Below are 22089 nucleotides of genomic sequence, written 5' to 3'. Positions count from 1 at the left end.
GTCAGCGACAGAACTGGCCCGATGCCCCCAGCGCGAACGTTGCGATCGGGGCGAGAGCGATCACCGTCATCGCCCCGAAAAGACCCGCACGCGAACCGAGCCGGGTCCACGGTGCGGGTGGCAGCGCAAGACGTTCAGCGCGGTTCAGCAACGCCACATCGGCGGCCCCGAGTGCCTGGGCAGGTGTGGCTCCGGCGAGAGCCATCAGTCCGGTCAGCAGGGTGTGCTCCCCAAAGCGGCGCGCCGCGGCATCGTCTGCGCACATCTCCAACAGCCGAGCGACATCAAGCGCGCCTCGGGTTATCAGCTTGACCCTTGGGAACACCATCGCCAACCCGCGCAGCGCCGTCACGATCTTCAGATGATGCCCATCCAGGTGCGCTCGCTCATGGGCGAGCACGGCAGCCAGCTCATCGCTGCCGAGCGCGGCAATTGCGCCGGTCGTGACCACGATCGCGGGCGGCGCGCCGGCCACACAGTACGCGGTGCACTCATCGGCGTCGACGATGAAGACATCACGCGGGCCTGCCGGACGTCCCACGAGCCGAACAGCTTGAGCGTGACCATGGGCATGGGCGCGCAGCCGCCGGATGGTCCGTAGCGCCTGCGTCCCGAAACCACCAACCGCCACGATCAGCGCAACGGCGACGACGACCACCGTCGCCTGCGCCACGATGCCGGCGCGGCCGGCCGCGATATCGCAGAGCAACTCCACACAGGACGCCAACAGAGATCTGCGCTGGCCTCCGTGGAACACCACGTCGCCGATGACCAGTATCGGAATCAAGATCCAGGTCGCCAATACGCTCGCGATGGCGGTCAACCACGCCGCCACACCGAATCTCGGGGCTGAACCGCCGCGGGTGAGGGCGCTGAGCAGCATCGGTGCCAGCAGCACCACCGCCACGCTGTAGATCAGCAGGCCCGCGGCGACGTTCACCGCTTCTTCGCCCTGGCGGACCGGCGCGCCAATGAACGTAGCGCGGCACGCAATCGATCGGAATCCTCCGGGTCGATCTGCTCGATGAAGTAGCCGAGCACCAAATCGGAACGGCCACCGCCGTCGAGTGCCGCACGCATCAACTGAGCCGAGTGCTGCTCGCGGTTCAACGTCGGCCAGTACCGATAGGCACGCCCGTCGCGGTCGCGCTCCAGCCAGCCCTTTGTGTGCAGGTTGTCCATCGTCGACATCACTGTGGTGTAGGCGATCCGGCGCTCCTCGGCGAGCTCGTCGAAGACCTCGCGGACCGTGACCGCAGCGTCACCGCGATTCCAGATGCGATCCATGATGTCGGCTTCGAGTTCGCCGAACCCTCGTACGCGCACTGCACCCCTCCACGATCGGTGAACTGAGCGTACCTCGCGTCGAGGCGCGTGACGCGCCTCGACGCGAGCTCCGTAACTACTACTTAGGCTAGTACGTAGTACTCCCCCGGCTTCAACACCGGTCAGGTGGCGTAGGAGAGGCTCGTCATCATCCCGCCCTCCTGGTGATAGGTGTTGTGGCAGTGCAACATCCAAATTCCCGGGTTGTCAGCGGCGAATATCACGCGTTGTCGCTGCATCGGCAGCACGATGAGCGTGTCCTTGCGGGCACCCGGGCGCCCGTCGTCACCCAGAACCTGAAAAGTGTGCCCGTGCAGATGCATCGGATGCCACATCATCGAAGAGTTCCGGAATGTCATTGCGACACGTTGCCCTTCGCGCACGGTCAGGGGCTGAGCGTTCACGAACGTGCGGCCATTGATCGTCCAGTCATAGGTGGCCATCGAGCCGCCCAGTTCGACGGGCAGTTCGGCATCAGCGGCTGCCGAGTCGAAGGTGGCGTCCGGGGTGGCGGTGAAGGAACTGACCGTACCGAGCCGGCCCTGCAATTCCGGCGGCGCATAGTCGGGCGGCGGAGTCGAACCTTCGGCGGTCACCAACAGCGCCCGCGTCGACGCATCCTTCCCCTCGGCGACCGCGACCAGTGGGAATACCCCGTCTCGCGCCGTGACCACCACGTCATAGCGCTCGCCCATCCCGATCAGCAGGGCGTCCACCTCAGCGGGAACCACGGCGAATCCATCGGTGTGGGTGACGGTCATTTGGTGCCCGGCCAGCGCGACCCGGAACGCGGTGTCGGAGCCGGCGTTGATCAGCCGGATCCGCACCCGCTGGCCAGGGCGCACCCGGACGCTGGTGGGGTTCTTGGCATTACGGCCATTGACCACGTACATCGGGTAGTCGACGTCACCCGCGTCGCCGCCGAGCGGTGAACGGTCGTGGGCACCCATCGAGCCCATCCCCGCCTCACCGTCCATACCCGGCATCGCGTGCCCTTCTCCCGACGGCATGCGTAGCCGGTCATAGATCTGAGCGGGGCTCAGACCGACGCCATCCGTCCAATCATCAAGCGTCACCACCCATTCGGCGTCATATCGGCCCGGGTCATTCGGGTCGTCGACGATCACCGGGAAGTACAGGCCGGTGTCCGCATCAAGCCCGGTGTGTGGATGGGCCCAATACGTCCCGGGATGTGACACCGAGAACCGGTAGGTGAAGTCGCGGCCGTCGGCAATATCGGGAGTGGCCGGCGACGCGCCGTCCATGTCGTTGCGTAGCGCGAGGCCGTGCCAGTGCACCGAGGACGCATGGCCGAGCCTGTTGCGTACCGTGACCTCCAGTTCATCACCGACCGATGCTCGCAGGAGCGGCCCCGGCACCATGTCGTTGTATGCGATGGTGTCGGCGATCGTGCCGCCGAGATCCACCCGCGTGCGCTGGGCGGTCAATGTGGTGGAGACGGTGCGTCCGCTGTGCGGACGACGGGCTTCGGCCACGGCGATCGCATCTCGGGCACCCGCACTGGCTGATGTGGCACCGGTGTCGCGCTGACACCCCGCGATAGCTGTGGCGCTCAGAGTGGCGGTCGCCACGAAAAATCCCCGGCGACTGAGCCGGGGCGGATTGGCGATGTCAGGCATGTCCTCCACCCTGACCACAGAGCTCAGTGAATCGGTATGGGTCTTGTGAAGGTTCGTTGAAGAAAACCGCCCATCGCGTTTGTGGTGCGGGAGCCGAAACTCATATCGAACACACAACAACCTACGCATAAGCCCCGTATTGGATAACTACGTACGCTCTGATCTAGCAGGTCAGAGCCGTGGCGGTTACGTGCAGAGCTTTACGGATTCTTCACAAATGCTATGGCAAACAAATATTTTCGGCGGACAGGCTCGACGGCGAGCAATCGCCCCCGGCCCACGCTATCTACTATCCCCGTACGTAGCTAGTAGACTGGGCGGCGTCATGAATCCGCCCAACCGGGCGCGGTCATCAAGGACACATCGTCGATGGAGGCCTAGTGCAGCACCGCACCAGACACCTGTGGATCACCGCGATCGCGGCGACCGTGATGGTCACCGCGTCAACGGTCGCCGGCACTTCTGCCCTGGCAGAGCCCGCGGGCCCGCCCCAGCCCGTCGAACCGGCACCACAACTCGACCCGGCTCCGATGCCCTGGCTCAACCCGTTCGGCGCGGCGGCCAATGTCGGCACCCCGGCCGGACAGAACCCCATGCCGTTCAGCGGCGAGCCGCCGTTTCTGCCACCGGCGTTCAACCCTGCCAACGGGTCGACGGTCGGTGTCGCAAAACCGATCTCCATCACGTTCCAGCGGCCGATCGCCGACCGCCAGATGGCCGAGGATGCGATTCACATCTCTTCCAACCCTCCGGTGCCCGGCAAGTTCTACTGGATGAGCGACACTCAAGTACGTTGGCGGCCAATCGATTTCTGGCCCTCGGGCACCGTCGTAAACATTGATGCCGCAGGCACGAAGTCCAGTTTCCGGGTCGGCGATGCACTTGTGGCCACCATCGATGACGACACTCATCAGATGCAGATCCACCGTAACGGCGTTCTGGAAAAGACGTTTCCCGTCTCCCTGGGAAAGCCAGGCTATGAAACCCCCAACGGCACCTACTATGTGTTGGAGAAGTTCGCCGACATCATCATGGATTCGTCAACGTACGGAGTTCCGGTGAACTCGGCCGAAGGTTACAAGCTCAAAGTCGAGAATGCTGTCCGCCTCAGCAACACAGGGATTTTCGCGCACAGCGCCCCCTGGTCGGTCGGCGCTCAGGGCAAACGCAATGTCAGCCACGGCTGCCCCAATCTCAGCCCTGCGAACGCGCAATGGTTCTTCGACCACTTCGGCAGTGGCGACCCTGTCGTCGTCAAGAATTCCGTCGGCCTCTACAACCAGCCGGACGGCGCGCAAGACTGGCAGATCTGATCCATGTGCCGGACCCCAGGGCGGCAGCCCATTATCGGGTGGCCGAACTCGGATGGTGTACGAACCTGGAGGCTCGGCGTTCGACGCGATGAAGACGCCCGCGGGTACGAACCGGCGCACCCGCAAGATGCAGCGGATCGGCATAGAACACCTTCTTGGTGAACTCGACCAAGATCAGGTAGCCCACGGTCAGTAGCACGAGTGCAGCAAAGAACTGCCACGGCAGGGGTGCGAAACCCAAGCGAGATGCCAATGGCGACAAGGTCAGCGCGATCCCGATCGCGATTGCACCAAAGGTCGTCGCAACCAGCGGACCGCTCGGCACGCTGCGGAAGAACGGAATGCGCCGGGTTCGGATGACGAAGATGATCAGCGTCTGGGTGGCCAATGACTCCACGAACCACCCGGTGCGAAACTCGGCGGGAGCCGCGTGCAGCACGCCGAGCATCAAGCCGAAGGTCAGGAAGTCGAACAACGAACTGATCGGCCCGAATGTCAGCATGAAACGCCTGATGAACGCGATGTTCCAGTGTGACGGAGCGTGCAGTTGCTCCGGATCCGCGTGGTCGGTGGGGATGGCCAGCTGGGAACTGTCGTAGAGCAGGTTGTTCAGCAGGATCTGCCCGGGCAGCATCGGGAGAAACGGCAGCACTGCGGAGGCCGCGGCGGCGCTGAACATGTTGCCGAAATTGCTTGATGTGCCCATCAATACGTACTTGATCGTGTTGGCGAAGATGCGTCGTCCTTCCGACACACCATCGGCGAGAACGCCGAGATCCTTCTCCAGGAGCACGACATCGGCGGCGTCCTTGGCGACGTCGGTCGCTGAGTCCACCGAGATGCCGACATCGGCCGCGTGAAGGGCCAGCGCGTCGTTCACACCATCACCGAGGAAACCGACCGAACGTCCCTGTTTGCGCGCCGAGGCGATCACCCGTGCCTTCTGCTCCGGGGTGACGCGGGCGAAAATGGTTGCCTGGGTGACCATCCGATCGAATTCGCGGTCGTCGAGTTTGTCCATCTCGACGCCGGTGATCGTGCCTTTCGACGCCAAACCGAGTTCGGCACAGACTTTTTCGGCGACCAGCGGATTGTCTCCGGTGGCGACTTTCACATCGATTTCCAGTTCGGCCAATTTGGCCAGCGACTCTCGCGCGGCCGACTTGGGGTTGTCGGCAAAGGACAGAAACCCGGCCAGGCGGAGGTCGGTTTCATCGGATGGGGTCACCGTCTCCAGTCCGGACGCAGGCTTGACCGCGACTGCGACTACCCGTCGGCCTTGGGCGAACAGTCGGTCGAGCGTTTCGTGAGCCGACTCCGGCACCTGGGCGCACCTGGCCAGCACCTGCTCGGGTGCCCCCTTGGTGATCAGTGTCCGCTGGTCGCGCTCGGGGTCGTCGACAAGCGTCGTGGTGGACCGTCGCGTGTGATCGAAGGGAAGAACCGCGATCTGGCGGACGCCCGCAGTCAACGCCCCGGCGTCGACACCGTTCGCCTGCCACAGTGCGGCATCCATCTCGTTGCCGCTGGCTCCCCCGGTCGCCGGGTCCACGTCGGTCGCCAGCAACCCATAACGCAGGCCATCTTCGGAATGGGCACCCGCGGCGTCAACGGCATCGATGAAGCTGATGCGGCCGTCGGTCAAAGTTCCGGTCTTGTCGGTGATCAGGACATCGATGTCACCCAGATCCTCGATGCTCACCAAACGCTTGACCAAGACCTTGCGTTTGGCCAGTTCCCGCGACCCGGCGGCGAGGCCGCTGCTGACCACGGCCGGCAACAGTTGCGGAGTGATGCCGACCGCGATCGCCAGCGCGAACAGTACCGAGTCGATGACCGGCCGGCGCAGCATCACGTTGGCCAGCACGATGAACACGGTCAGCGTCAACGCCACGTAGAGCAGCAGATAGGAGAACTTCCGCAGACCCGCTTGGAAGTCGGTCTCGGGCGCATTCTGGCTCAGTCCGACCGCGATCCGGCCGAACTCAGCGTCAGCGCCGGTCGCGTACACGACACCCATGCCGGTGCCCTCGCTGACGATGGTGCCCATGAAGGCGAGATCCGTCGCATCGGCCAGCGCGGTGTCCATCGCCACCACATCGGCCGACTTCTGTGCGGTCATCGACTCACCGGTCAGAATGCCCTCGTTGCACTCGAGACCGTTGACATCGAACAGCCTGACATCAGCGGGCACCGCCTCGCCCAGCGTGAGTTGGATGACGTCCCCGGGCACCAACTCGGTCACATCAACCTTGACGGCCTTCCCGTCACGGCGCGCGACTGCGGTGTGCTGCACCCGTGAATGCAGGGCTTCAGTGGCCCGTTCTGCCCGGTACTCGTTGACGAATCCGAGCCCGATGCTGATCACCAGGATGATTCCGATGATGATCGACTGCGTGGCGTCGCCGAGAAAGGCCGAGGCCACGGCGGTCACGGCCAACAGGATCAGCACAGCATTGTTCAGTTGTCGTCTGAGCACTGCCCAGGCACTGACGTGATGCGTGCGAATGATGTTCGGCCCATGCTCGGACAGACGTGCGGCTGCCTCCGCCGACGACAGACCCTCAGATTGCGTATGCAGCGTCGACATCAGCTCCGACAACGGGGCTGATGCGGCCTGGCCCGCGGTCACCGTATCGATGGTGCCCCCACAGTTCGTCACCAGTGGATGCTCGGAGCCTAATCCGCCACACCGGTTTGCTGCACCGGTTTTGACGTGAGCGCAACGCAACAAGTCAGTGGTCACACCGCCTGGTCGCGTAGCCGACTACTCGTGTGTCTGCCGGCCACGTCGTGTCTCCGAGCTTCGGCCATCCGGCCGGGACCCTCGGCGGCACCGGTTGGCACCTCGAGCTCAAAGGTGCGGCGGCCTATGGGAATCCGTTCGCCCGACGGTCAAGACCCCTCGGGCAGGCTCAGAAATTCCCGTCCAAGAACTCCGCATACGCCGGCAGATCGAGTTGGCCGTGACCCGAAAGCCCGATCACGACCACCTGCTCGGCCGGATCATCGGCCACGTGTGCGGCGGCGGCGGCGATCGCGTGCGTGGCCTCGGGTGCGGGCACGATGCCCTGGGTCCGCGCGAACAGCACCCCCGCAGAGAACGCATCATGCTGCCCGACAGCGACGCCTTCGACCAGACCCAGCTCGACGGTATGGCTCAGCGCCGGCGCCATCCCGTGGTAGCGCAGCCCACCCGCATGGATCGGGTCGGGTACGAAATCCATTCCGAGCGTGTGCATCTTGAGTAGCGGGGTCAGGCCTGCCACGTCGCCGTGGTCGTAGCGGTACTCGCCCTGTGTGATCGACGGACACGCGGCCGGCTCCGCGGCGATCACCTTCGGGTTCGACCGGCCATGGATCTTCTCGCGCAGGAACGGGAATGCCAGGCCGGCGAGGTTGGATCCGCCACCGGCGCAGCCGAAGACGACGTCGGCCCCGTCCGGCTCGACGGCGGCGAGCTGCGCAACGGCCTCCAGCCCGATCACGCTCTGATGCAGGACCACGTGGTTCAGCACGCTGCCGAGGGCATAGCGGGTGTCGGCGTTGGCTGCCGCCACCTCGACCGCCTCGCTCACCGCCATCCCGAGACTGCCGGTGGTGTCGGGCGTCGCCGCGAGGATCGCGCGACCCGACTCGGTGAGATTCGACGGGCTCGAGTGCACGGTGCCGCCGTACGTGCGAATCAGATGACCGCGGTAGGGCTTCGACTCATAGGATGCACGGACCTGCCATACCTCGACCTCGAGGCCGAACTGGGCTCCGGCGAACGACAGGGCGCTACCCCACTGCCCGGCACCTGTCTCGGTGGTCAGCTTCCGGACTCCGTCGATGCTGTTGTAATAGGCCTGCGCCACCGCAGAATTGGTCTTGTGGCTGCCGACCGGGCTGACACCCTCGTACTTGACGTAGATGTGGGCGCCGGTGTTCAGCGCCTGCTCGAACCGACGGGCCCGGATCAGCGGCGAGGGACGCCACATCGAGTAGATGTCGCGCACCACCTCCGGGATCTCGATGTACGGCTCGGTGGATACTTCCTGGGCGATCAATCCGCTCGGGAAGAGCGCCGCGAGGTCATCGGGGCCGACCGGTTCCTTGGTGCCCGGATGCAGATGGGGCGGGATCGGCTGGTCCAGCTCGGCGGCCAGGTTGTACCAGTGCGTCGGCACCCCGACGGAAACCAGATCCGGATGAGTAGCGTCGGCGTGCAAAGTCATGCGGACACTGTAATCAGGCGCGCGTCGCCGGGCTTCGACGCACCGAGCCACCGCCACCAAGCCCATGTCGCGATCGCGGCGACCACAACACCCGCGGGCAGCGCGATCGGCGCCACCGAAAAGGACACTCCAACCAGAAGCAGCAGTCCGAACCCGACACCGATGGCCAGCAGCACCAGCCGGGCCGGTGTCCAGGTCGAGTCAGAGCTGAACCGGGTCGACAACACGATCCCGAGAATCAACGCGATGGCGTGTCCGACCGCAGTGAAATCTGTCCCCGATACCGCGATCACCAGGGCAATTGTCACCCAGCCGGCAATCCACGCCGCGCGCCACCGCATCGGTATCGCCGCGGTCAGGGTGCCGAGGACGGCGATCGCGCCGTAGCTCAGCCCCACGTCTTGGGCGTGGGCAACCGAGATCGGCAGCCAGCCGAGCTTGATCGCGGCGGCCAAACCGGCCGCGACGATCAGGGTGGCTCCGACATGACCGAGCGCGAACGCTTGGATCAACCGCCTGCTGCACCACACCAGCTCTGCCAGCGCCAGCAGGCACACCAGTCCTGGCAGCAGCAGGTACGTGTATCCCTCGGCGGTGACGAAGGCACTTCCCAGGAGTGTTCCCAGGTGGCCCTGCCCCAGGTTCTCCAGATTGGTGCTCAGATGACTGACCACGCGGTCCTGCACCTTGGGCCCCAAGATGAGCAGCAGGGACGCGATCGTGAACAGTGCCGCCGCGTAGGCCAGGGTGACACGCACCCGGACCAAACTGGAGAACACTCGCGACAACATCCCGATCCAGCATACCGACCTGGTGGGCACCGAAAAATGCTGGTCAATCGGCTGCTGAGGTGCGGTGCGGAGCTAGTTCAAGTATCAAGAACACGGCAGCCGCCGGAAGCGCGTCGACCACCGGCAATAACACGTACCGATGCTCAGCCATCGCACCGAACTTGCGCACATATCGATACAACGACTCCAGCTTGATGAGCCGATCCCCGACATGAGCGAGTGTCCGCAGCACTCGGACAAGAACCTCCCCGCTGCGGTCATTCCCGAAGAGATCGGGAAATGGGGCGAATGCCAGCGAGACCCGCTCTCCCCCGTGCGATCGTGCCCAGCCGATCATGTCCACGGTGAGCCGCTCGTCGATCCCATTCGGGGCGCTCAGCCGGCGCCACGGGAGATCAAGACTCAGTTCGGTCCCGCCACCCGCGCCGGCAAAACGCTGGAACGCCTGTATCCGTCCCCCACGGTCCCGTCCGACGATCAGCCACACACCGGGATAGCGGCCGGACAAGGTGTCACCGAGCATCATCGAGAACCCGCGCTCGGCGCCGACCGCCTTACCCGACTGCCGCATCACATCGACAAGTTCAGCCCGAAGCGTCTCATCGACGTCCGACTCAGCGATCACTTCGCTAGTGACGCCCGCATTGCGAGTTCGCTGGACAGCCTGCCTGAGATTGCGCTTGGACCGGCCGGCCAAGTCGAAACGGTCGACCTCCACCACGACGTCACGTCCGATGGGGATGCCCCGCAGCGCGGTGCCGATCACCGCACGATCGCGCCACAACGTCAGGCTGCGCTCCGAAGCGCCCAGCACCAGGATGCGCCAGCCCTGCGTCCGACACAGGGCAGCGAATGTGGCGACAACCTCCGGGTAACGGGCCTGGTCTCCGATCGGATCGCCGCTGGCCACCGCAAAACCGGCCACCGTCCGATAGGCCAGCGCAGCCGTGCCGTCCGCTGAGAACACGTAGCTTTTGCCCGCAGCCATTGCGAAGGGCGCCAGTGGGTCGCCCTGTGTGTTGTCGACCAGAGCGGCCACCGAACGTAAGGCATCTGGTTGAGCCGTCGACCTCCGCGGTCTGATCAACATCGCGGCGGAGAGGACGAGGCAGATCCACGCGTCTGCCGGATGCCCAAGCATCACGGCGAATGTCGCCAGCAACAGTGCCGCCGCGGCGGTAGCCCCATGAGCCAAGGTCAGCGGGCGTCCGAGGAGAAGACCGTGCAGCAGAATCGTCGCGGCCAATGACACCGCGACCAGACTCGTCAGCACCGACTCGTGGCCGACCCGGCCGGTGTTGTGCTCGAGAACCAGTGCCGTCGCACTGCCCGCGAGGGTCACTACCACCACGCACAGCAGGATTCGCAACCGGAACCTGCGGTACGTGTCGGTCCCGGCAGGATCGGTCGTCACGCCGGAACGTGGGCGTGATGAGGGTGCCGGTGACGTAGTCACATCTGCGGTCTTCCCAGTGTTGACCGGAACGCACGGATCGTTCGCTCTACCACCCAATATACGAACCTGGCATGCCGCGTGCTGACAAGCCGCTGACGGGCGAACCCGACAGAGCTCAGACCGAGTGCGCCCTCGGCCCGGCGCCGGGGTCGCTATCCGATCGTCAAACGGCGCGGCCCTGCCTGCGAGGAGGTTTCAGCGGCGCGCCGCGGGCGGGATTGGCTCGGTGTCTCCTGACCGCATCGCGATTGGCGCAGCCGTGACTGCAGTACTTCTGTGTGCCGGGTCGGGTGAAGTCGACGAATGCCGTGGTGCATCCTTCGCGGGCGCAACGCCGGATACGTTGCATCCCGCGTTCGGTGAGGAACTGAGCCGCCGCAGCGCTCGTGGCCCCGGCCAGCGTTGCGGCGAAGCCGGCGTCGGCATCGCGGTAGTGCAGATGCCAGCCACTGCCATCGTGATTGGTGATCGACGGACTGGTGGCGAATCGAGCCAGTAGCTGGTTGAGAAGCGTGACCCGGCTCTCTTCAGTGTCGGCGTCGACGACATCCGCCCAGATTGCCAGGAAATCCCTCACCTGTCGTACGTCGGCGCGCGTGACGCGACAGTGGATGGGCATGTGACGAGCCGTCCAGCGCTGTTCCAGGTCGGCCGGTGTGGAGGCGGGCCGATTGACCAGATCGGTCACGTTCCGCAGCAAGGGCTCCATGTAATGGTTTACATGCACAAGACCATTACATCAGGGTCAGACCATGCCCACGAGCTCCCCCAATTCCGCCCCCGTTCACGACGTTGCACCCGATCGACACCGGGATTGGCGCCCGTTGGTGGCCTGTTGCCTGGCGACCTTCCTCTTACTCGCGTTCACCACCGTCGTGACGGTCAGCGCCGGGAACATCGCAGGCCGGCTCGGTGCCGGATTCGCAACAGCCCAATGGATCATCGACGGGTACACCCTCGCACTCGCCGCGCTCGTGATGGCCATGGGAACCCTCGGAGATCGGTGGGGACACCGGCGGCTGTTCTTGGTCGGGCTGATCGTTTTCGGGGTGGCATCGGTGGGATGTGCGGCCGCCACGAACGGTGGCGTTCTGGTTGCGGCGCGCGTCATCCAGGGGACGGGCGGCGCGGCGATCTTCGGAACGGTCGTTCCGCTCTTGACCGAGCATTACCGCGGTCGGACGCGCGGAATCGCGTTCGCTGTATGGGGTGCGGTCGCGGGAATCGGCAGCACCATGGGAACGATCGCCGGTGGAGCCGTGACCCAATTCATCACGTGGCGCTGGTTGTTTCTCGGTGCGGTGCCGATATGTGTGTTCGCCGTGATCATCGGCGTGCAATCGCTGTCACGGGAGCACCCGGTGCACGCACGACTCGACGTCGTGGGAATGGCCCTCATCACCACGGCGATGACAGGGACCACATTCGCGGTGATCAATGCCGGTGAGTCCGGTTGGACGTCGGCCGGGACCCTGGGGGCGGCCGCGGTGAGCCTCGCCGCGGTCTGCTTGTTCGTCTCGGTCCAACGCCGCGCCGCCCATCCGCTACTACCGCCGGACCTTTTCGCGACACGAGGATTCATCGCCGTGCTCGTTGCCGGATTCGCTTACTACTTCGCAGCTTTCGCCGCACTACCGGTCCTGTCGTGGTGGTTGCAGACCAACCGTGGCATGCAGCCCCTGCAAGCCGCTCTGGTGCTGACGGTACAACTTGCCGCGTTCATCCTGGTGTCGCTGACCTTGAGCGCGCGGTTGCACCATGCACCGCGCAGCTGGGTGCTCGGCGGCGGAACGTTGCTCACCGGACTGGCCTGTCTGCCCGGTGCGACATTGATGTTGCACCCGGATTGGACTTCACTGATCGCGATGCTCATCGGGACCGGCATCGGTGCCGCGATCGTGTCCCCCGTGCTGCCCGCCGTCGCGGCGACGTCGGTCCCGCCGGCACGGGCGGGAGTGGCCGCCGCAGCGGCCAATGCCGCCCGGCAACTCGGGCTGACCATCGGCATCGCATTGTGCGGCACCATCAGTCAGGCAGCGAATGTGCGCGACGGAGCGTCAACATTCGCGGTGGTGGTCGCCGTCCTTACTTGTGGCGCCGTTGCCCTCTGCGGCGGGGCGATCAGCACCGTGCTGTTCCACCGCGAAAGATCCTGCAACGTCGTTAGATAAGGCGGTGACGGATTCCGATCTACTCCCACGGCAAACCGGCGGAGCAGTGACGGACGCCTCACGAGATCGTGTTCCACGGGGCGGGACCGCCGACCAGCCGGTGGCCAGACACCCGTAGGTTGGTCGGCATGACCGAGCTGGAACTGAGGGAGATCGAGACATCCGCAGGCGTCTTGCGGTATTACGACACCGGTGATGGACCGGCGCTGTTGTTCCTGCACGGCTCCGGGCCCGGAGTGACCGGCTGGCGCAATTTCCGGGGAATCCTGCCCACCTTCGCCCAGCAATTCCGTTGCCTGATACTGGAATTCCCGGGATTCGGCGTCACCGACGATATCGGCGGCCACCCGATGGTGACCGCGCAGGGCGTCGTGGCCCCCTTCGTCGACGCCCTCGGCATCGACCGTGTGCACATCGTCGGCAACTCGATGGGCGGCGGTGTGGGCATCAACTTCGCCATCCGGCAGCCGGACCGCATTGGCAGGCTCGTCACCATCGGTGGCATTGGAACCAACGTATTCAGCCCGGGCCCCAGCGAAGGCATCCGGCTGCTGCAGGAATTCACCGAAGACCCGACCCGCCAGCGCCTGATCGATTGGTTGAACTCGATGGTGTTCGACCCGGCACTGGTCACCGACGAACTCATCGAACAGCGGTGGGAACTGGCAACCGACCCCACGACGCTGGCCGCGGCCAAGCGGATGTACGGCAAAGCGGCTTTTGCGGGAATGATGGCCGCCATGCGCTCGTCCGATGCGCCGATGCCGTGGGCACAGATGCACAGGGTGGCCGCCCCCACGCTGCTGACCTGGGGCCGCGATGACCGGGTCAGCCCGCTCGATATGGCACTGATCCCGATGCGGACGATCCCGAACGCCGAACTGCACGTGTTCCCGAACTGTGGACACTGGGCCATGATCGAGGCCAAGGAGGCCTTCGAGCAGACCGTGCTGGGGTTCTTGACCCGGGCCTAGGTCTCCAGCACGGTCGATTCCGCGGACTCGACGTTTACCACCACCATCTCCACGAGCGGCCGGTAGAGGTCCTCGGAATCGATGGGGCTGCCCAGCGTGATTCCCACGTTGGCGGCGATCAGCGCCTTGGCCGGCAGTTCGGCCTGCACCCGCTGCCGGGTCCACCGTTCAGCCACGACCGCATCCACCCAGGGCGGACACAGGTTCTCGGCAACCCCCACCAGCCAGAAAATTCATCGTTGTATCTTTGATACAGGTATGTATATTACTTGTGTGGGCCACGCCACATGAGCCGTTTGACTGGCCCTACCGCTCCCCCAACGGATAAGGACCGCAATGGATCTGGTCGATCGAATCGCCAAACACCGCCGCATGGCGGAGAGCTACCGCGACAAGTACGTGCTGCGGAAAGTGCAGGAAGGCGAGTCATACGACGAGTGGGAGTTCACCGACGACGCCGTGTACACCTCGCCCTACTTCGTGGCAGGGCAGGAACTCGTGCTCAAGGACGTGGCGACCTCCTTCGACGTCGCGGCCACCGTTGAGGCCAAGGCCTATTCGGTGGTCTTCCCCGACTGGAAACCCGTCGACCACAAGTTCTGGCCTGCCGAGAACGGCCTCGTCATGCGCTACCGCTGGGAGGGCACGACAGCCGACGGCGAGACGATGGGCTTCTACTCGATCAGCTTCATCGATACCAACGACGACGGGCAGATCACCCACTGGTCGACCTACGTCAATGACGAGGAGTACGGCCCGTTCCTGGAAAAGGCGATCGGTGCCCGCGGACCCTTCCACGGCGACGAGTACATGGAGGCGTTGGCCCGTCACTTCGAGAAGCACAACCTGACCTGGTGAATGTGGGTTTCCGCGCGCAGGGCCGGCATTACTGTTGGCAGCTCGGTCTCTTCCTGGGAAGTGCCTTGGCGCATCACGAATGCACCTTCGCCGTTGCTGAGAACCTCAGCCGCCGGCCCGGCTGAGGGGTTGACCTCGAAAAAAGGCCGTCGTCTCGCCCGCATTGGCAGCGCTCGGCCGGGTCGGGTCTGGGAGTTGGCTGTCAGCATTCAATATCATTGATTCCAAGCAGTTTTCATCCCGTTACCGACCACACAGCACGTGCCAACCGTCAGCACAGGGCAAACACAATCCACCGAAATAGCTTTGCTCTCCGTGCGGCACCGTCGTCGCACTGGTCAGAAACGGAGTAAAGCAATGCCTTTCAAAAAATCCGTGGGCATATCGGCGATGGCGGCAGGAATCGGCATGGCCGGGTTGCTGGGCATCGGCACCGCCAACGCCGACCCGGGCCCTGGTTGCGACCGTCCGGGTGCGCCTCAGTGCGACCGCCATGACGACCGTGGCTTTCGGCCCGACGACTGGCACGGTCGTAACATCGACGCCGCGCGCCGCGATCATCAACCGTTCGAGTGGAATGGCCAGCGGGTGACCCCGATGCCTGCCGGTGATGGCCGCGGTTGGGGCTTCTGGTTCCTCGATCGCTGGATGCCGATGTAACCAAGCCCGATTTCTGGTGGGGCACTCATCCCCAAGTGCCCCACCAGATACCGGGCCGAAACGCTCAACGTGGCGTTGAGCAAACCGCTTTCACCGCAGCGTCCATCGCGGTGGCTGCTGTCCAGTTAGCATGCTGTGCCGGTTCGAACTTCGGCAGCTTGGCGGCGTAGCTGTCCACGTACCGGGACTGAGCCCGCAGCAATCCCGCCAGAAGCGGATCCGCGGCCTTGTCGGCCAATGCGCGCAATTCAGCGGCCTCCTCGCGCATGACCGGGACGACAGCCAGTGTCACCGACCGTTGCTTGGCTGACCAGCGCGAGGCCGGAACCCGATGATCGGTCTTGACCCAGGCCTGTTGCTTGCCGTCGTACCCAGCGCTGGCCCGCTGCCACTGAACGCAGACCGGATCCGGTTTGGCCGCGGAAAAAGCCTGGGCGGGCTTGGCGCCCGGCTCGTCACGTACGGCTGACGCAACCACCTCGGCAGGAACGGGTTTCGCCGCGGCGGCACGTGTCGGTCCTGCAGCGGTCGCCTCATCCTCGTGCCCTGGCAGCGTGACCGCCACGACGCCGCCGACGAGTAACGCGGCGGCGGTCGTCGCACCGATCGCCTTCCACACTCGGGTCCGGTTACCGGTCAGCTTCGGACTCATAGGCCACCGACCGGCACTGCCGCCGCCCCGAAGAGCCACATTGAACGCCGCGTCCGGGCGGGCCCGCAATTCGGCCACAGCCACTTCGACGGCAGCGGTCGGTGTTCCCAGATCGGTGAGCACCTTGACGAACCGGGCGACCGACACGAGATCGCGTCCGTAGAGATTCTCCTGCGGTTGTCCGGCCGGCAGGAATCGCTCGACCAAGTCCTCGCGCAGCTGCGATGCCCGGGCGACTTCTGCCGCGGTCAGCCAGTGCCCTGGAACGTCTTCTGCCCCAATCCCGCTCATTCAGATGATCCTTCCCGCGCACACCTGATGATTGGTACAACAATCCGTGCACGCGCTGCAACCGGGCAGGCACCCGACCGCCGCCACGTTGCCGTTACAAGTTGGCCACCGAAAGGTCACGGCCGATGAAGTCAGCGGCTAGACGGGATCGCCTGGCAAACAACCACTCTCGTCAATGCCGACGTACTCGCGACGGGAAGTACACATCTGACCGGAGAAAGCTTGTGCCGACGGCCGATGTAGTTGGCCGTACCGGCAACGGCCGCGCGGGTCGGCACATCGCGATCGCCGGGCCTCCGGACGCCCACCGTCGCGAAGCGCTCCCCTCCGCCGGCATCGCCGGGGACGGGGTCAGCCACACCCCAACGCCCACGTGTCCACCGAACGGCTTGGCATGATGCACGTATGGATCAATACCGCCGCGGGGAGTTCGTCTTCGATGTCATCGATCACGGTCCCGCCAACGGTCCGGTGGTCGTGCTGCTTCACGGCTTTCCGCAGCAGAACATCAGCTGGGAGCCGGTCATCTCTCTGCTGACCGCCAAGGGGTTCCGGTGCCTGGCGCCCAATCAGCGGGGGTACTCGCCCGGCGCCCGGCCGACTCGTCGCCGCGACTACCGCGCGACGGAATTGGTGAAGGACACCCTCGCTCTGATCGATGCCAGCGGCGCCGACCGTGTCCATCTCGTGGGTCATGACTGGGGCGCCGCAGTGGCCTGGAGCGTGGCCGGCCACGCACCTGAGAAGCTGGCGTCGTTGTCGGCGCTGTCGGTGCCCCACCCGATGGCGTTCCTGCGGTCCCTCCTGACCAGCCGACAGGGACTCGCGTCGTGGTACATGTACGTCAATCAACTGCCGTGGGTGTCCGAGCGGTTGATGCTCGGGCGCGACGGCGAAGGCGCAGCCATTGCCCGATCTTTGATCCACAGCGGGCTACCGCCCGAGGCCGCCGAACGCGACGCTCGGGCCATGGCTGAGCCCGGGGCCCTGACCGCCGCGCTGAACTGGTACCGCGCCATGCCGTTGAGCCGGTCCGGCCCCGGCCTGGGCGCAGCAGACAAGATCTCCGTGCCGACGCTATATGTCTGGAGTGACCGCGACATCGCGATCACCGCCAAACCGGCGCACGACACCGCGAATTACGTCGGTGGTCCTTACCGGTTCGAAACGCTCCACGGGGCCTCGCACTGGCTTCCGGAAGAGAAACCTGCGGAAATCGCGGAAATGTTGCTGCAGTGGTTCGCAGCCCATCCGGTTTGAGCGGAGGATGACAGTGTGCTGACCCTGGGAGTGCTTCTCGGCGACGGTATCGGGCCTGAGATCGTGGATTCGGCCACCAGCGTCGCTGAACGGGCCTTGGCCGGTGTGTCGATCGGCGTGCACTGGCGCGAACTGCCGTTCGGCCTCGAAGCGATCGGTGAATTCGGAACCCCACTGCCAGAACCGACGCTGGCCGAACTCGACGGGCTGCCCGGCTGGATCCTCGGTCCGCACGACAACGCCGGCTACCCCGAGCAGTTCCGCGGCACACTGTCCCCCGGCGGGGCAATCCGCAAGCGCTACAACTTGTTCGCCAACATCCGGCCGGCCCGCACCCTGAGTGCATCTGTCCACGCCGTATGTCCCGATCTCGACGTGGTCATCGTCCGGGAGAACACCGAAGGGTTCTACGCCGACCGCAACATGTACGACGGCGCAGGCGAATTCATGCCCACACCCGATGTCGCGCTGGCCGTCGCCGTTTTCACCCGGACCGCCTGTGAGCGGATCGCTCATCAGGCATTCCAGTTGGCGACCGCTCGGCGCAAGTCGGTCACCATCGCCCACAAGACGAATGTCCTGGCCAAAACCACCGGGCTGTTCCGGGACGTGTGCCTGGCGGTCGCAGAAAGTTACCCGGACGTCGAAGTCCGTGGGGAGCACATCGACGCACTCGCCGCTCGATTGGTGAGCCACCCCCGCGACTTCGATGTGATCGTCGCCGAAAACATGTTCGGCGACATCCTGTCCGACCTCGCGGGCCAGTTGAGTGGCTCACTCGGGATGGCGCCCTCCATCAACGCCTCGCACACTCACGCGATGGCGCAGGCAGCCCACGGGTCCGCGCCCGACATCGCCGGACGCGACATCGCCAACCCGGTCGCGATGATCCTGTCCACCGCGATGCTGCTGCGGTGGCTGGCGGGCCGCGACGGCGGCACACCGGCGCTCGGTGTTGCCGCAGATCGCATCGAGGACGCCGTGCGGCGGACCCTCGATGCCGGTGTGGGTACCGCCGACGTCGGGGGCAGCGCGTCCACGTCAGCGTTCACCGAGCATGTCCTGGCCGCACTGCCCTGACCGAGCCACCCGCCGTGTCAGCAGTCGGTAACCACCGTAAAGAAGCAGCGCCACAAGAAAATTGACGAAGTAGGCGAGGTCGGCCCCGTGCCATGCGGTGGCCACCGCACCCTGGATCAGGGTGGTATTCATGAACGGTACGGCGATTACGTAAGCCACCAGGAAGGTGACCAGGGCCGCCACCGCATCGCGGCGCCCGGTGAGTTCGGCGCTTGGATCGATACTGCTGCGTCCACGGGTACGGATCGCCCAATCCACCACGATCACGGCGACAAACGCCGGAATCCAATAGCTGACCAACAGCAGGACATCGGTGAACCTGGTCGCGGTGTCCGCGGCGTGCAACCACAGGATCAAGCCGAAGGCCAGTGCCGTCACGATGATCGCCGAAACCGGCCGACGCACCCGCACACCGATGGTCTGTAATGCCAAGGAGCCGCTGTAGTCGTTCATCACGCCCGAGCCGATCGCCGCGAGCGCGATCACCAACAAGGCCAGGCCGCCGAGCAGGCCCCCGCCCATGACGGCGTGAACACCGTCGGCGGTGTGCTCGCCGATCACCGACGCGGCCGCGATCCCGATGCCCTGAACGAATATGTAGCCCAACACGATCCCGGCGAACGAGTATCCGAACACCTGCCGCCGCGGCGAGTCGCTCGGGAGATAGCGACTGAAATCGGCGGCGTAGCTGGCCCACGAGATCGCCAGGCTCAGTGCAATGGTGACCTCGAAAACGAAAGCTCCGGCCAGATCGGCACCTGCCGCGGACGGCGCCACGACGATGTCATGTCCGCCGACCAGTTTGACGGTGAAGACCGCGAAGGTGATGAAGAGGATGACGGTCAACACCGCCTGCAGCCGGTGGATCAACTCGTAGCCGAAGAATCCGACGACGCCCTGGACGGCGAGGACGATCAACACCGCGCTCCAGAACGGGATGCCCAGCAGCGCCGCGAGCGCCTCCCCGCCGAACAACCCGACAAGTGCGTCCCAGGCGATCGACGATCCCCACTGCAAGATGCCCGGCACCACGACCAGCCCGCCGAATGCCATGCGCGCGTTGGGAAGTTGACCCGCCCCGGTGCGGGGCCCCCACGTCGAGAGGTATGCGACCACGGCGGAACCCAGAACCGTGCCGATCACCATGGCCAGCAGTCCCAGCCAGAAGCCCAACCCGAGGGTGATCGCCAATGTCCCGGTGAATACTCCGGTCATGTTCACCTGCGGCGCGAACCACACCGTGAACAGCCGGGCGGGGTGTCCGTACCGTTGGTCGGCGGCCAGGGGTGCGATCCCATGGGTTTCCACGGTCAGATCACCCGCGCCGGTCGGGCGGCGCCCGCTGAACGTGGACGCGTTGAGCGCACTGACTCCGAAAGCCATTCGTCTATTCGACCACGGTCCCGACGGTGTGGCACTGAGCGATCACCCCGGTGGGCAGGCCCGTGACAACCCAAGGCCATAATCGAGAAACACAAAGATTAGCTATGGATCGGAGCGGTAAGTGGCGAGGACCGAAACCGACCGGTCCGCCTCCCCCGCTGTGCCCGGGGCGCCCCGCCGCCCCGGTGTCCTGATCGCCGGCCTGAGCCTGGTGGCACTTACCGTCGCCATCCTCCAGACCGCGGTAGTCCCGATCCTGGGCATCATCGCCCGCCAGCTGAACACCTCCGGGGTGGCGGTCAGCTGGGCCGTCACCGCCAACCTGCTGGCGGCAGCGGCCTCGACCCCGCTGATCGGCCGGCTCGCCGATCTCTACAGCAAGAAACGCGTCCTGCTCGGTGTGCTGGTGGTGGTGCTGGCAGGTTCAGTGCTGGCCGCGGTGACCGCGTCGGTGCCGCTGCTGGTGGCGGCACGCATCCTGCAGGGCGCCTCCTACGCGCTCTACCCGATCAGCATCGCGATCCTGCGGGAAGAACTCGCCGAGGATCGTCTGGTCGGCGCGATGTCGGTGTTGTCCGGAACGCTCGGTTTCGGCGGCGGTGTCGGCCTCGTCGTCACCGGCCTGCTGATGTCGGGCGACGCCGGGTATCACCGCGTCTTCTGGCTCACCACCGCTTTCACCGCCGTCGTCATCGTGGTGGCGGTCGCGATTGTGCCCAACCGCAAGCCTGAGGCCGGCGGCACAATCGACTGGCTGGGCGCCGCGGGCCTGGCGGTCGGCCTGTCGTCGGTGCTGCTGGCGATCACCCAGGGCAACTCGTGGGGGTGGACGCATCCGGGGACGATCGGCTTTCTGGCCGGCGGTGTCGGCGTGCTGGTCGGCTGGTGGTGGTGGGAACGACGGACCGCCGATCCTCTGGTCTCGACCACGATGCTGGCCCGGCGACCCATCCTGCTGACCAACCTGGCCACGATCCTGGTCGGCATGGGGCTGTACTTCGCTTTCCTCGGCCTCACCCAGTTCGTGCAGATGTCCCGTCAGGCCGCCGGCTACGGATTCGGGGCCAGCGTGCTGCAAGCCAGCGTGTATTTCCTGCTCCCCGGAGCGTTGACCGGTTTTGTGGTGGCGCTGGTCAGCGGCCGGTACATCGACCGGTACGGCGCGCGTCGAGTGCTGGTGGTGGCCGCGGTCGCCGGTATCGCCGGATTCGTCATGCTCGCCGTCGCCCATGACCGGCCCTGGCAGGTGGTCCTGGCCGGCGTGCTGGCCAACGCCTACATCAGCCTGGGATACGGCGCGTTGCCCGCGCTGGTCGTCAGTGAGGTGGACGCCGGCGAGACAGGCATCGCCACGAGCATGAACGCGATCGCGCGGACCATCGGCAGCTCCGTCGCGGCGGCGGTCGTCGCGGTGCTGCTCGGGCATCGCATGGTGCCATCGGAGGGCAGCTTCGTGACGATCTTCGTCGCCGGAGCGGTCACAGCCGCCCTCGCGATGGCTCTCATCGCGGTGTCGCGCGCACCCGACCGCCACGGCGAGTCTGTGCGCACCATGTCCGAGTCCCGCGCGATGAACCACGAGTGGGGCTGATTCCTCCAGTCGCCGGATTCCCGTCGTGCCAGCCCGCTGAGCTGCGAAACTTGAGCCCAGCCAGTCACTGACCATCCGGACCATGGACCGACCGCACCCGCCGTGGCCGCTCGCTGCCATGCTATGGAATCGCGCTGTCAACCCGGTTCTGACGAAGGATTCCATTGAAAAATTGTTAATTCATTGCGGAAACGGTTGCGAAGGTCGGCTCCATCGGCGATTGTTTACCGACAGCTTCCCGGCTGTACTGGAGGAGGATTCCGCTGACCGGCCCAGATATCACCGCCGTCGACAAGTCGACGGGACACGACGGCTCGCCACGCAGTGGCGAGCCGGTCATAGAGATCGACCACGTCACGAAACGGTTCGGCGACTACGTAGCCGTAGCCGAGGCGGACTTCACCATCGCATCGGGTGAGTTCTTCT

19 protein-coding genes are annotated in these 22089 nt (G+C 65.3%); 8 read left to right on the top strand and 11 right to left on the bottom strand.

All coding sequences use genetic code 11. From position 1 onward, the window contains the following. Position 1 precedes the first annotated feature (1 nt). The 3 genes from ACWEFV_RS22565 to ACWEFV_RS22555 all read right to left on the bottom strand — a co-directional run bounded on the left by ACWEFV_RS22565 (position 2) and on the right by ACWEFV_RS22555 (position 2966). The gene (locus tag ACWEFV_RS22565) at positions 2-940 is read right to left on the bottom strand and encodes a M56 family metallopeptidase (protein WP_450071802.1); all 939 of its coding nucleotides are present in this window, start codon (positions 938-940) and stop codon (positions 2-4) included. Beyond that, the gene (locus ACWEFV_RS22560; protein ID WP_135454656.1) at positions 937-1326 is read right to left on the bottom strand and encodes a BlaI/MecI/CopY family transcriptional regulator; all 390 of its coding nucleotides are present in this window, start codon (positions 1324-1326) and stop codon (positions 937-939) included. Before ACWEFV_RS22560 ends, ACWEFV_RS22565 begins: the two co-directional genes overlap by 4 nt. A gap of 122 nt (positions 1327-1448) precedes the next feature. Beyond that, entirely contained in the window at positions 1449-2966 is a 1518-nt protein-coding gene (locus tag ACWEFV_RS22555; protein ID WP_450071801.1) for a multicopper oxidase family protein, read from the bottom strand. Positions 2967-3346: 380 nt separating this feature from the next. Between ACWEFV_RS22555 and ACWEFV_RS22550 the strand changes: the two genes are divergently transcribed. Continuing rightward, entirely contained in the window at positions 3347-4279 is a 933-nt protein-coding gene (locus ACWEFV_RS22550) for a L,D-transpeptidase (protein WP_450071800.1), read from the top strand. Between the two features lie 31 nt (positions 4280-4310). Here the strand turns inward: ACWEFV_RS22550 and mgtA are convergent, their stop codons facing one another. The 5 genes from mgtA to ACWEFV_RS22525 form a co-directional block, all read right to left on the bottom strand. Then, positions 4311-6944, bottom strand: a complete 2634-nt coding sequence (gene mgtA / locus ACWEFV_RS22545) for a magnesium-translocating P-type ATPase (RefSeq protein WP_450071915.1) — start codon at positions 6942-6944, stop codon at positions 4311-4313. Positions 6945-7194: 250 nt separating this feature from the next. Continuing rightward, positions 7195-8496: a TrpB-like pyridoxal phosphate-dependent enzyme gene (locus tag ACWEFV_RS22540; RefSeq protein WP_450071799.1), complete on the bottom strand. Its 1302-nt coding sequence runs from the start codon at positions 8494-8496 to the stop codon at positions 7195-7197. Then, complete coding sequence (locus tag ACWEFV_RS22535; RefSeq protein WP_210115516.1) at positions 8493-9287, bottom strand: rhomboid-like protein; 795 nt, start codon at positions 9285-9287, stop codon at positions 8493-8495. Before ACWEFV_RS22535 ends, ACWEFV_RS22540 begins: the two co-directional genes overlap by 4 nt. Before the next feature lie 43 nt (positions 9288-9330). Then, positions 9331-10701 carry a bifunctional lysylphosphatidylglycerol flippase/synthetase MprF gene (locus tag ACWEFV_RS22530; protein WP_450071798.1) on the bottom strand — a complete coding sequence of 457 codons (1371 nt, stop codon included), beginning with the start codon at positions 10699-10701 and terminating at the stop codon, positions 9331-9333. Positions 10702-10906: 205 nt separating this feature from the next. Continuing rightward, positions 10907-11431 (bottom strand): CGNR zinc finger domain-containing protein, encoded by a 525-nt coding sequence (locus tag ACWEFV_RS22525; RefSeq protein ID WP_450071797.1) that lies wholly within the window; start codon positions 11429-11431, stop codon positions 10907-10909. A 64-nt stretch (positions 11432-11495) separates the two neighbouring features. Here ACWEFV_RS22525 and ACWEFV_RS22520 point away from each other — a divergent pair, with 64 nt between their 5' ends. Continuing rightward, positions 11496-12914 (top strand): MFS transporter, encoded by a 1419-nt coding sequence (locus ACWEFV_RS22520; protein ID WP_450071796.1) that lies wholly within the window; start codon positions 11496-11498, stop codon positions 12912-12914. A gap of 128 nt (positions 12915-13042) precedes the next feature. Further along, the gene (locus ACWEFV_RS22515; RefSeq protein ID WP_135454644.1) at positions 13043-13888 is read left to right on the top strand and encodes an alpha/beta fold hydrolase; all 846 of its coding nucleotides are present in this window, start codon (positions 13043-13045) and stop codon (positions 13886-13888) included. On the opposite strand, the gene ACWEFV_RS22510 is transcribed toward ACWEFV_RS22515, so the two are convergent. Continuing rightward, positions 13885-14064, bottom strand: coding sequence for a hypothetical protein (locus tag ACWEFV_RS22510; protein WP_450071795.1), 180 nt, complete (start codon positions 14062-14064; stop codon positions 13885-13887). The two genes, ACWEFV_RS22515 and ACWEFV_RS22510, sit on opposite strands and share 4 nt — an antisense overlap. Positions 14065-14224: 160 nt before the next feature. On the opposite strand from ACWEFV_RS22510, the gene ACWEFV_RS22505 reads away from it, so the two are divergent. Both ACWEFV_RS22505 and ACWEFV_RS22500 read left to right on the top strand, forming a co-directional pair. Continuing rightward, a complete protein-coding gene (locus tag ACWEFV_RS22505; protein WP_090511401.1) occupies positions 14225-14746 on the top strand; it encodes a nuclear transport factor 2-like protein in 522 nt (173 codons plus the stop codon). 357 nt (positions 14747-15103) lie between these two features. Next, entirely contained in the window at positions 15104-15406 is a 303-nt protein-coding gene (locus tag ACWEFV_RS22500; RefSeq protein ID WP_450071794.1) for a hypothetical protein, read from the top strand. A 64-nt stretch (positions 15407-15470) separates the two neighbouring features. On the opposite strand, the gene ACWEFV_RS22495 is transcribed toward ACWEFV_RS22500, so the two are convergent. After that, entirely contained in the window at positions 15471-16349 is an 879-nt protein-coding gene (locus tag ACWEFV_RS22495; RefSeq protein WP_450071793.1) for a hypothetical protein, read from the bottom strand. A gap of 405 nt (positions 16350-16754) precedes the next feature. On the opposite strand from ACWEFV_RS22495, the gene ACWEFV_RS22490 reads away from it, so the two are divergent. Then, the gene (locus ACWEFV_RS22490; protein ID WP_450071792.1) at positions 16755-17609 is read left to right on the top strand and encodes an alpha/beta fold hydrolase; all 855 of its coding nucleotides are present in this window, start codon (positions 16755-16757) and stop codon (positions 17607-17609) included. Positions 17610-17624: 15 nt separating this feature from the next. Beyond that, complete coding sequence (locus ACWEFV_RS22485; protein ID WP_450071791.1) at positions 17625-18689, top strand: isocitrate/isopropylmalate dehydrogenase family protein; 1065 nt, start codon at positions 17625-17627, stop codon at positions 18687-18689. On the opposite strand, the gene ACWEFV_RS22480 is transcribed toward ACWEFV_RS22485, so the two are convergent. After that, positions 18651-20072 (bottom strand): purine-cytosine permease family protein, encoded by a 1422-nt coding sequence (locus tag ACWEFV_RS22480; protein ID WP_450071790.1) that lies wholly within the window; start codon positions 20070-20072, stop codon positions 18651-18653. The two genes, ACWEFV_RS22485 and ACWEFV_RS22480, sit on opposite strands and share 39 nt — an antisense overlap. Positions 20073-20193: 121 nt before the next feature. Here ACWEFV_RS22480 and ACWEFV_RS22475 point away from each other — a divergent pair, with 121 nt between their 5' ends. Continuing rightward, positions 20194-21663, top strand: coding sequence for an MFS transporter (locus tag ACWEFV_RS22475; protein WP_450071789.1), 1470 nt, complete (start codon positions 20194-20196; stop codon positions 21661-21663). Positions 21664-22089: the final 426 nt, after the last annotated feature.

This window comes from Mycobacterium sp. NPDC004974, from assembly GCF_053600815.1.
This window is presented reverse-complemented; position numbering and strand designations above follow the sequence as displayed.

Coding starts and splice junctions, on each gene's coding strand:
- ACWEFV_RS22555 (WP_450071801.1), bottom strand. CDS start 2,966: ATGCCTGACATCGCCAATCCGCCCCGGCTCAGTCGCCGGGGATTTTTC.
- ACWEFV_RS22540 (WP_450071799.1), bottom strand. CDS start 8,496: ATGACTTTGCACGCCGACGCTACTCATCCGGATCTGGTTTCCGTCGGG.
- ACWEFV_RS22535 (WP_210115516.1), bottom strand. CDS start 9,287: ATGTTGTCGCGAGTGTTCTCCAGTTTGGTCCGGGTGCGTGTCACCCTG.
- ACWEFV_RS22520 (WP_450071796.1), top strand. CDS start 11,496: ATGCCCACGAGCTCCCCCAATTCCGCCCCCGTTCACGACGTTGCACCC.
- ACWEFV_RS22515 (WP_135454644.1), top strand. CDS start 13,043: ATGACCGAGCTGGAACTGAGGGAGATCGAGACATCCGCAGGCGTCTTG.
- ACWEFV_RS22505 (WP_090511401.1), top strand. CDS start 14,225: ATGGATCTGGTCGATCGAATCGCCAAACACCGCCGCATGGCGGAGAGC.
- ACWEFV_RS22500 (WP_450071794.1), top strand. CDS start 15,104: ATGCCTTTCAAAAAATCCGTGGGCATATCGGCGATGGCGGCAGGAATC.
- ACWEFV_RS22495 (WP_450071793.1), bottom strand. CDS start 16,349: ATGAGCGGGATTGGGGCAGAAGACGTTCCAGGGCACTGGCTGACCGCG.
- ACWEFV_RS22490 (WP_450071792.1), top strand. CDS start 16,755: ATGGATCAATACCGCCGCGGGGAGTTCGTCTTCGATGTCATCGATCAC.
- ACWEFV_RS22480 (WP_450071790.1), bottom strand. CDS start 20,072: ATGGCTTTCGGAGTCAGTGCGCTCAACGCGTCCACGTTCAGCGGGCGC.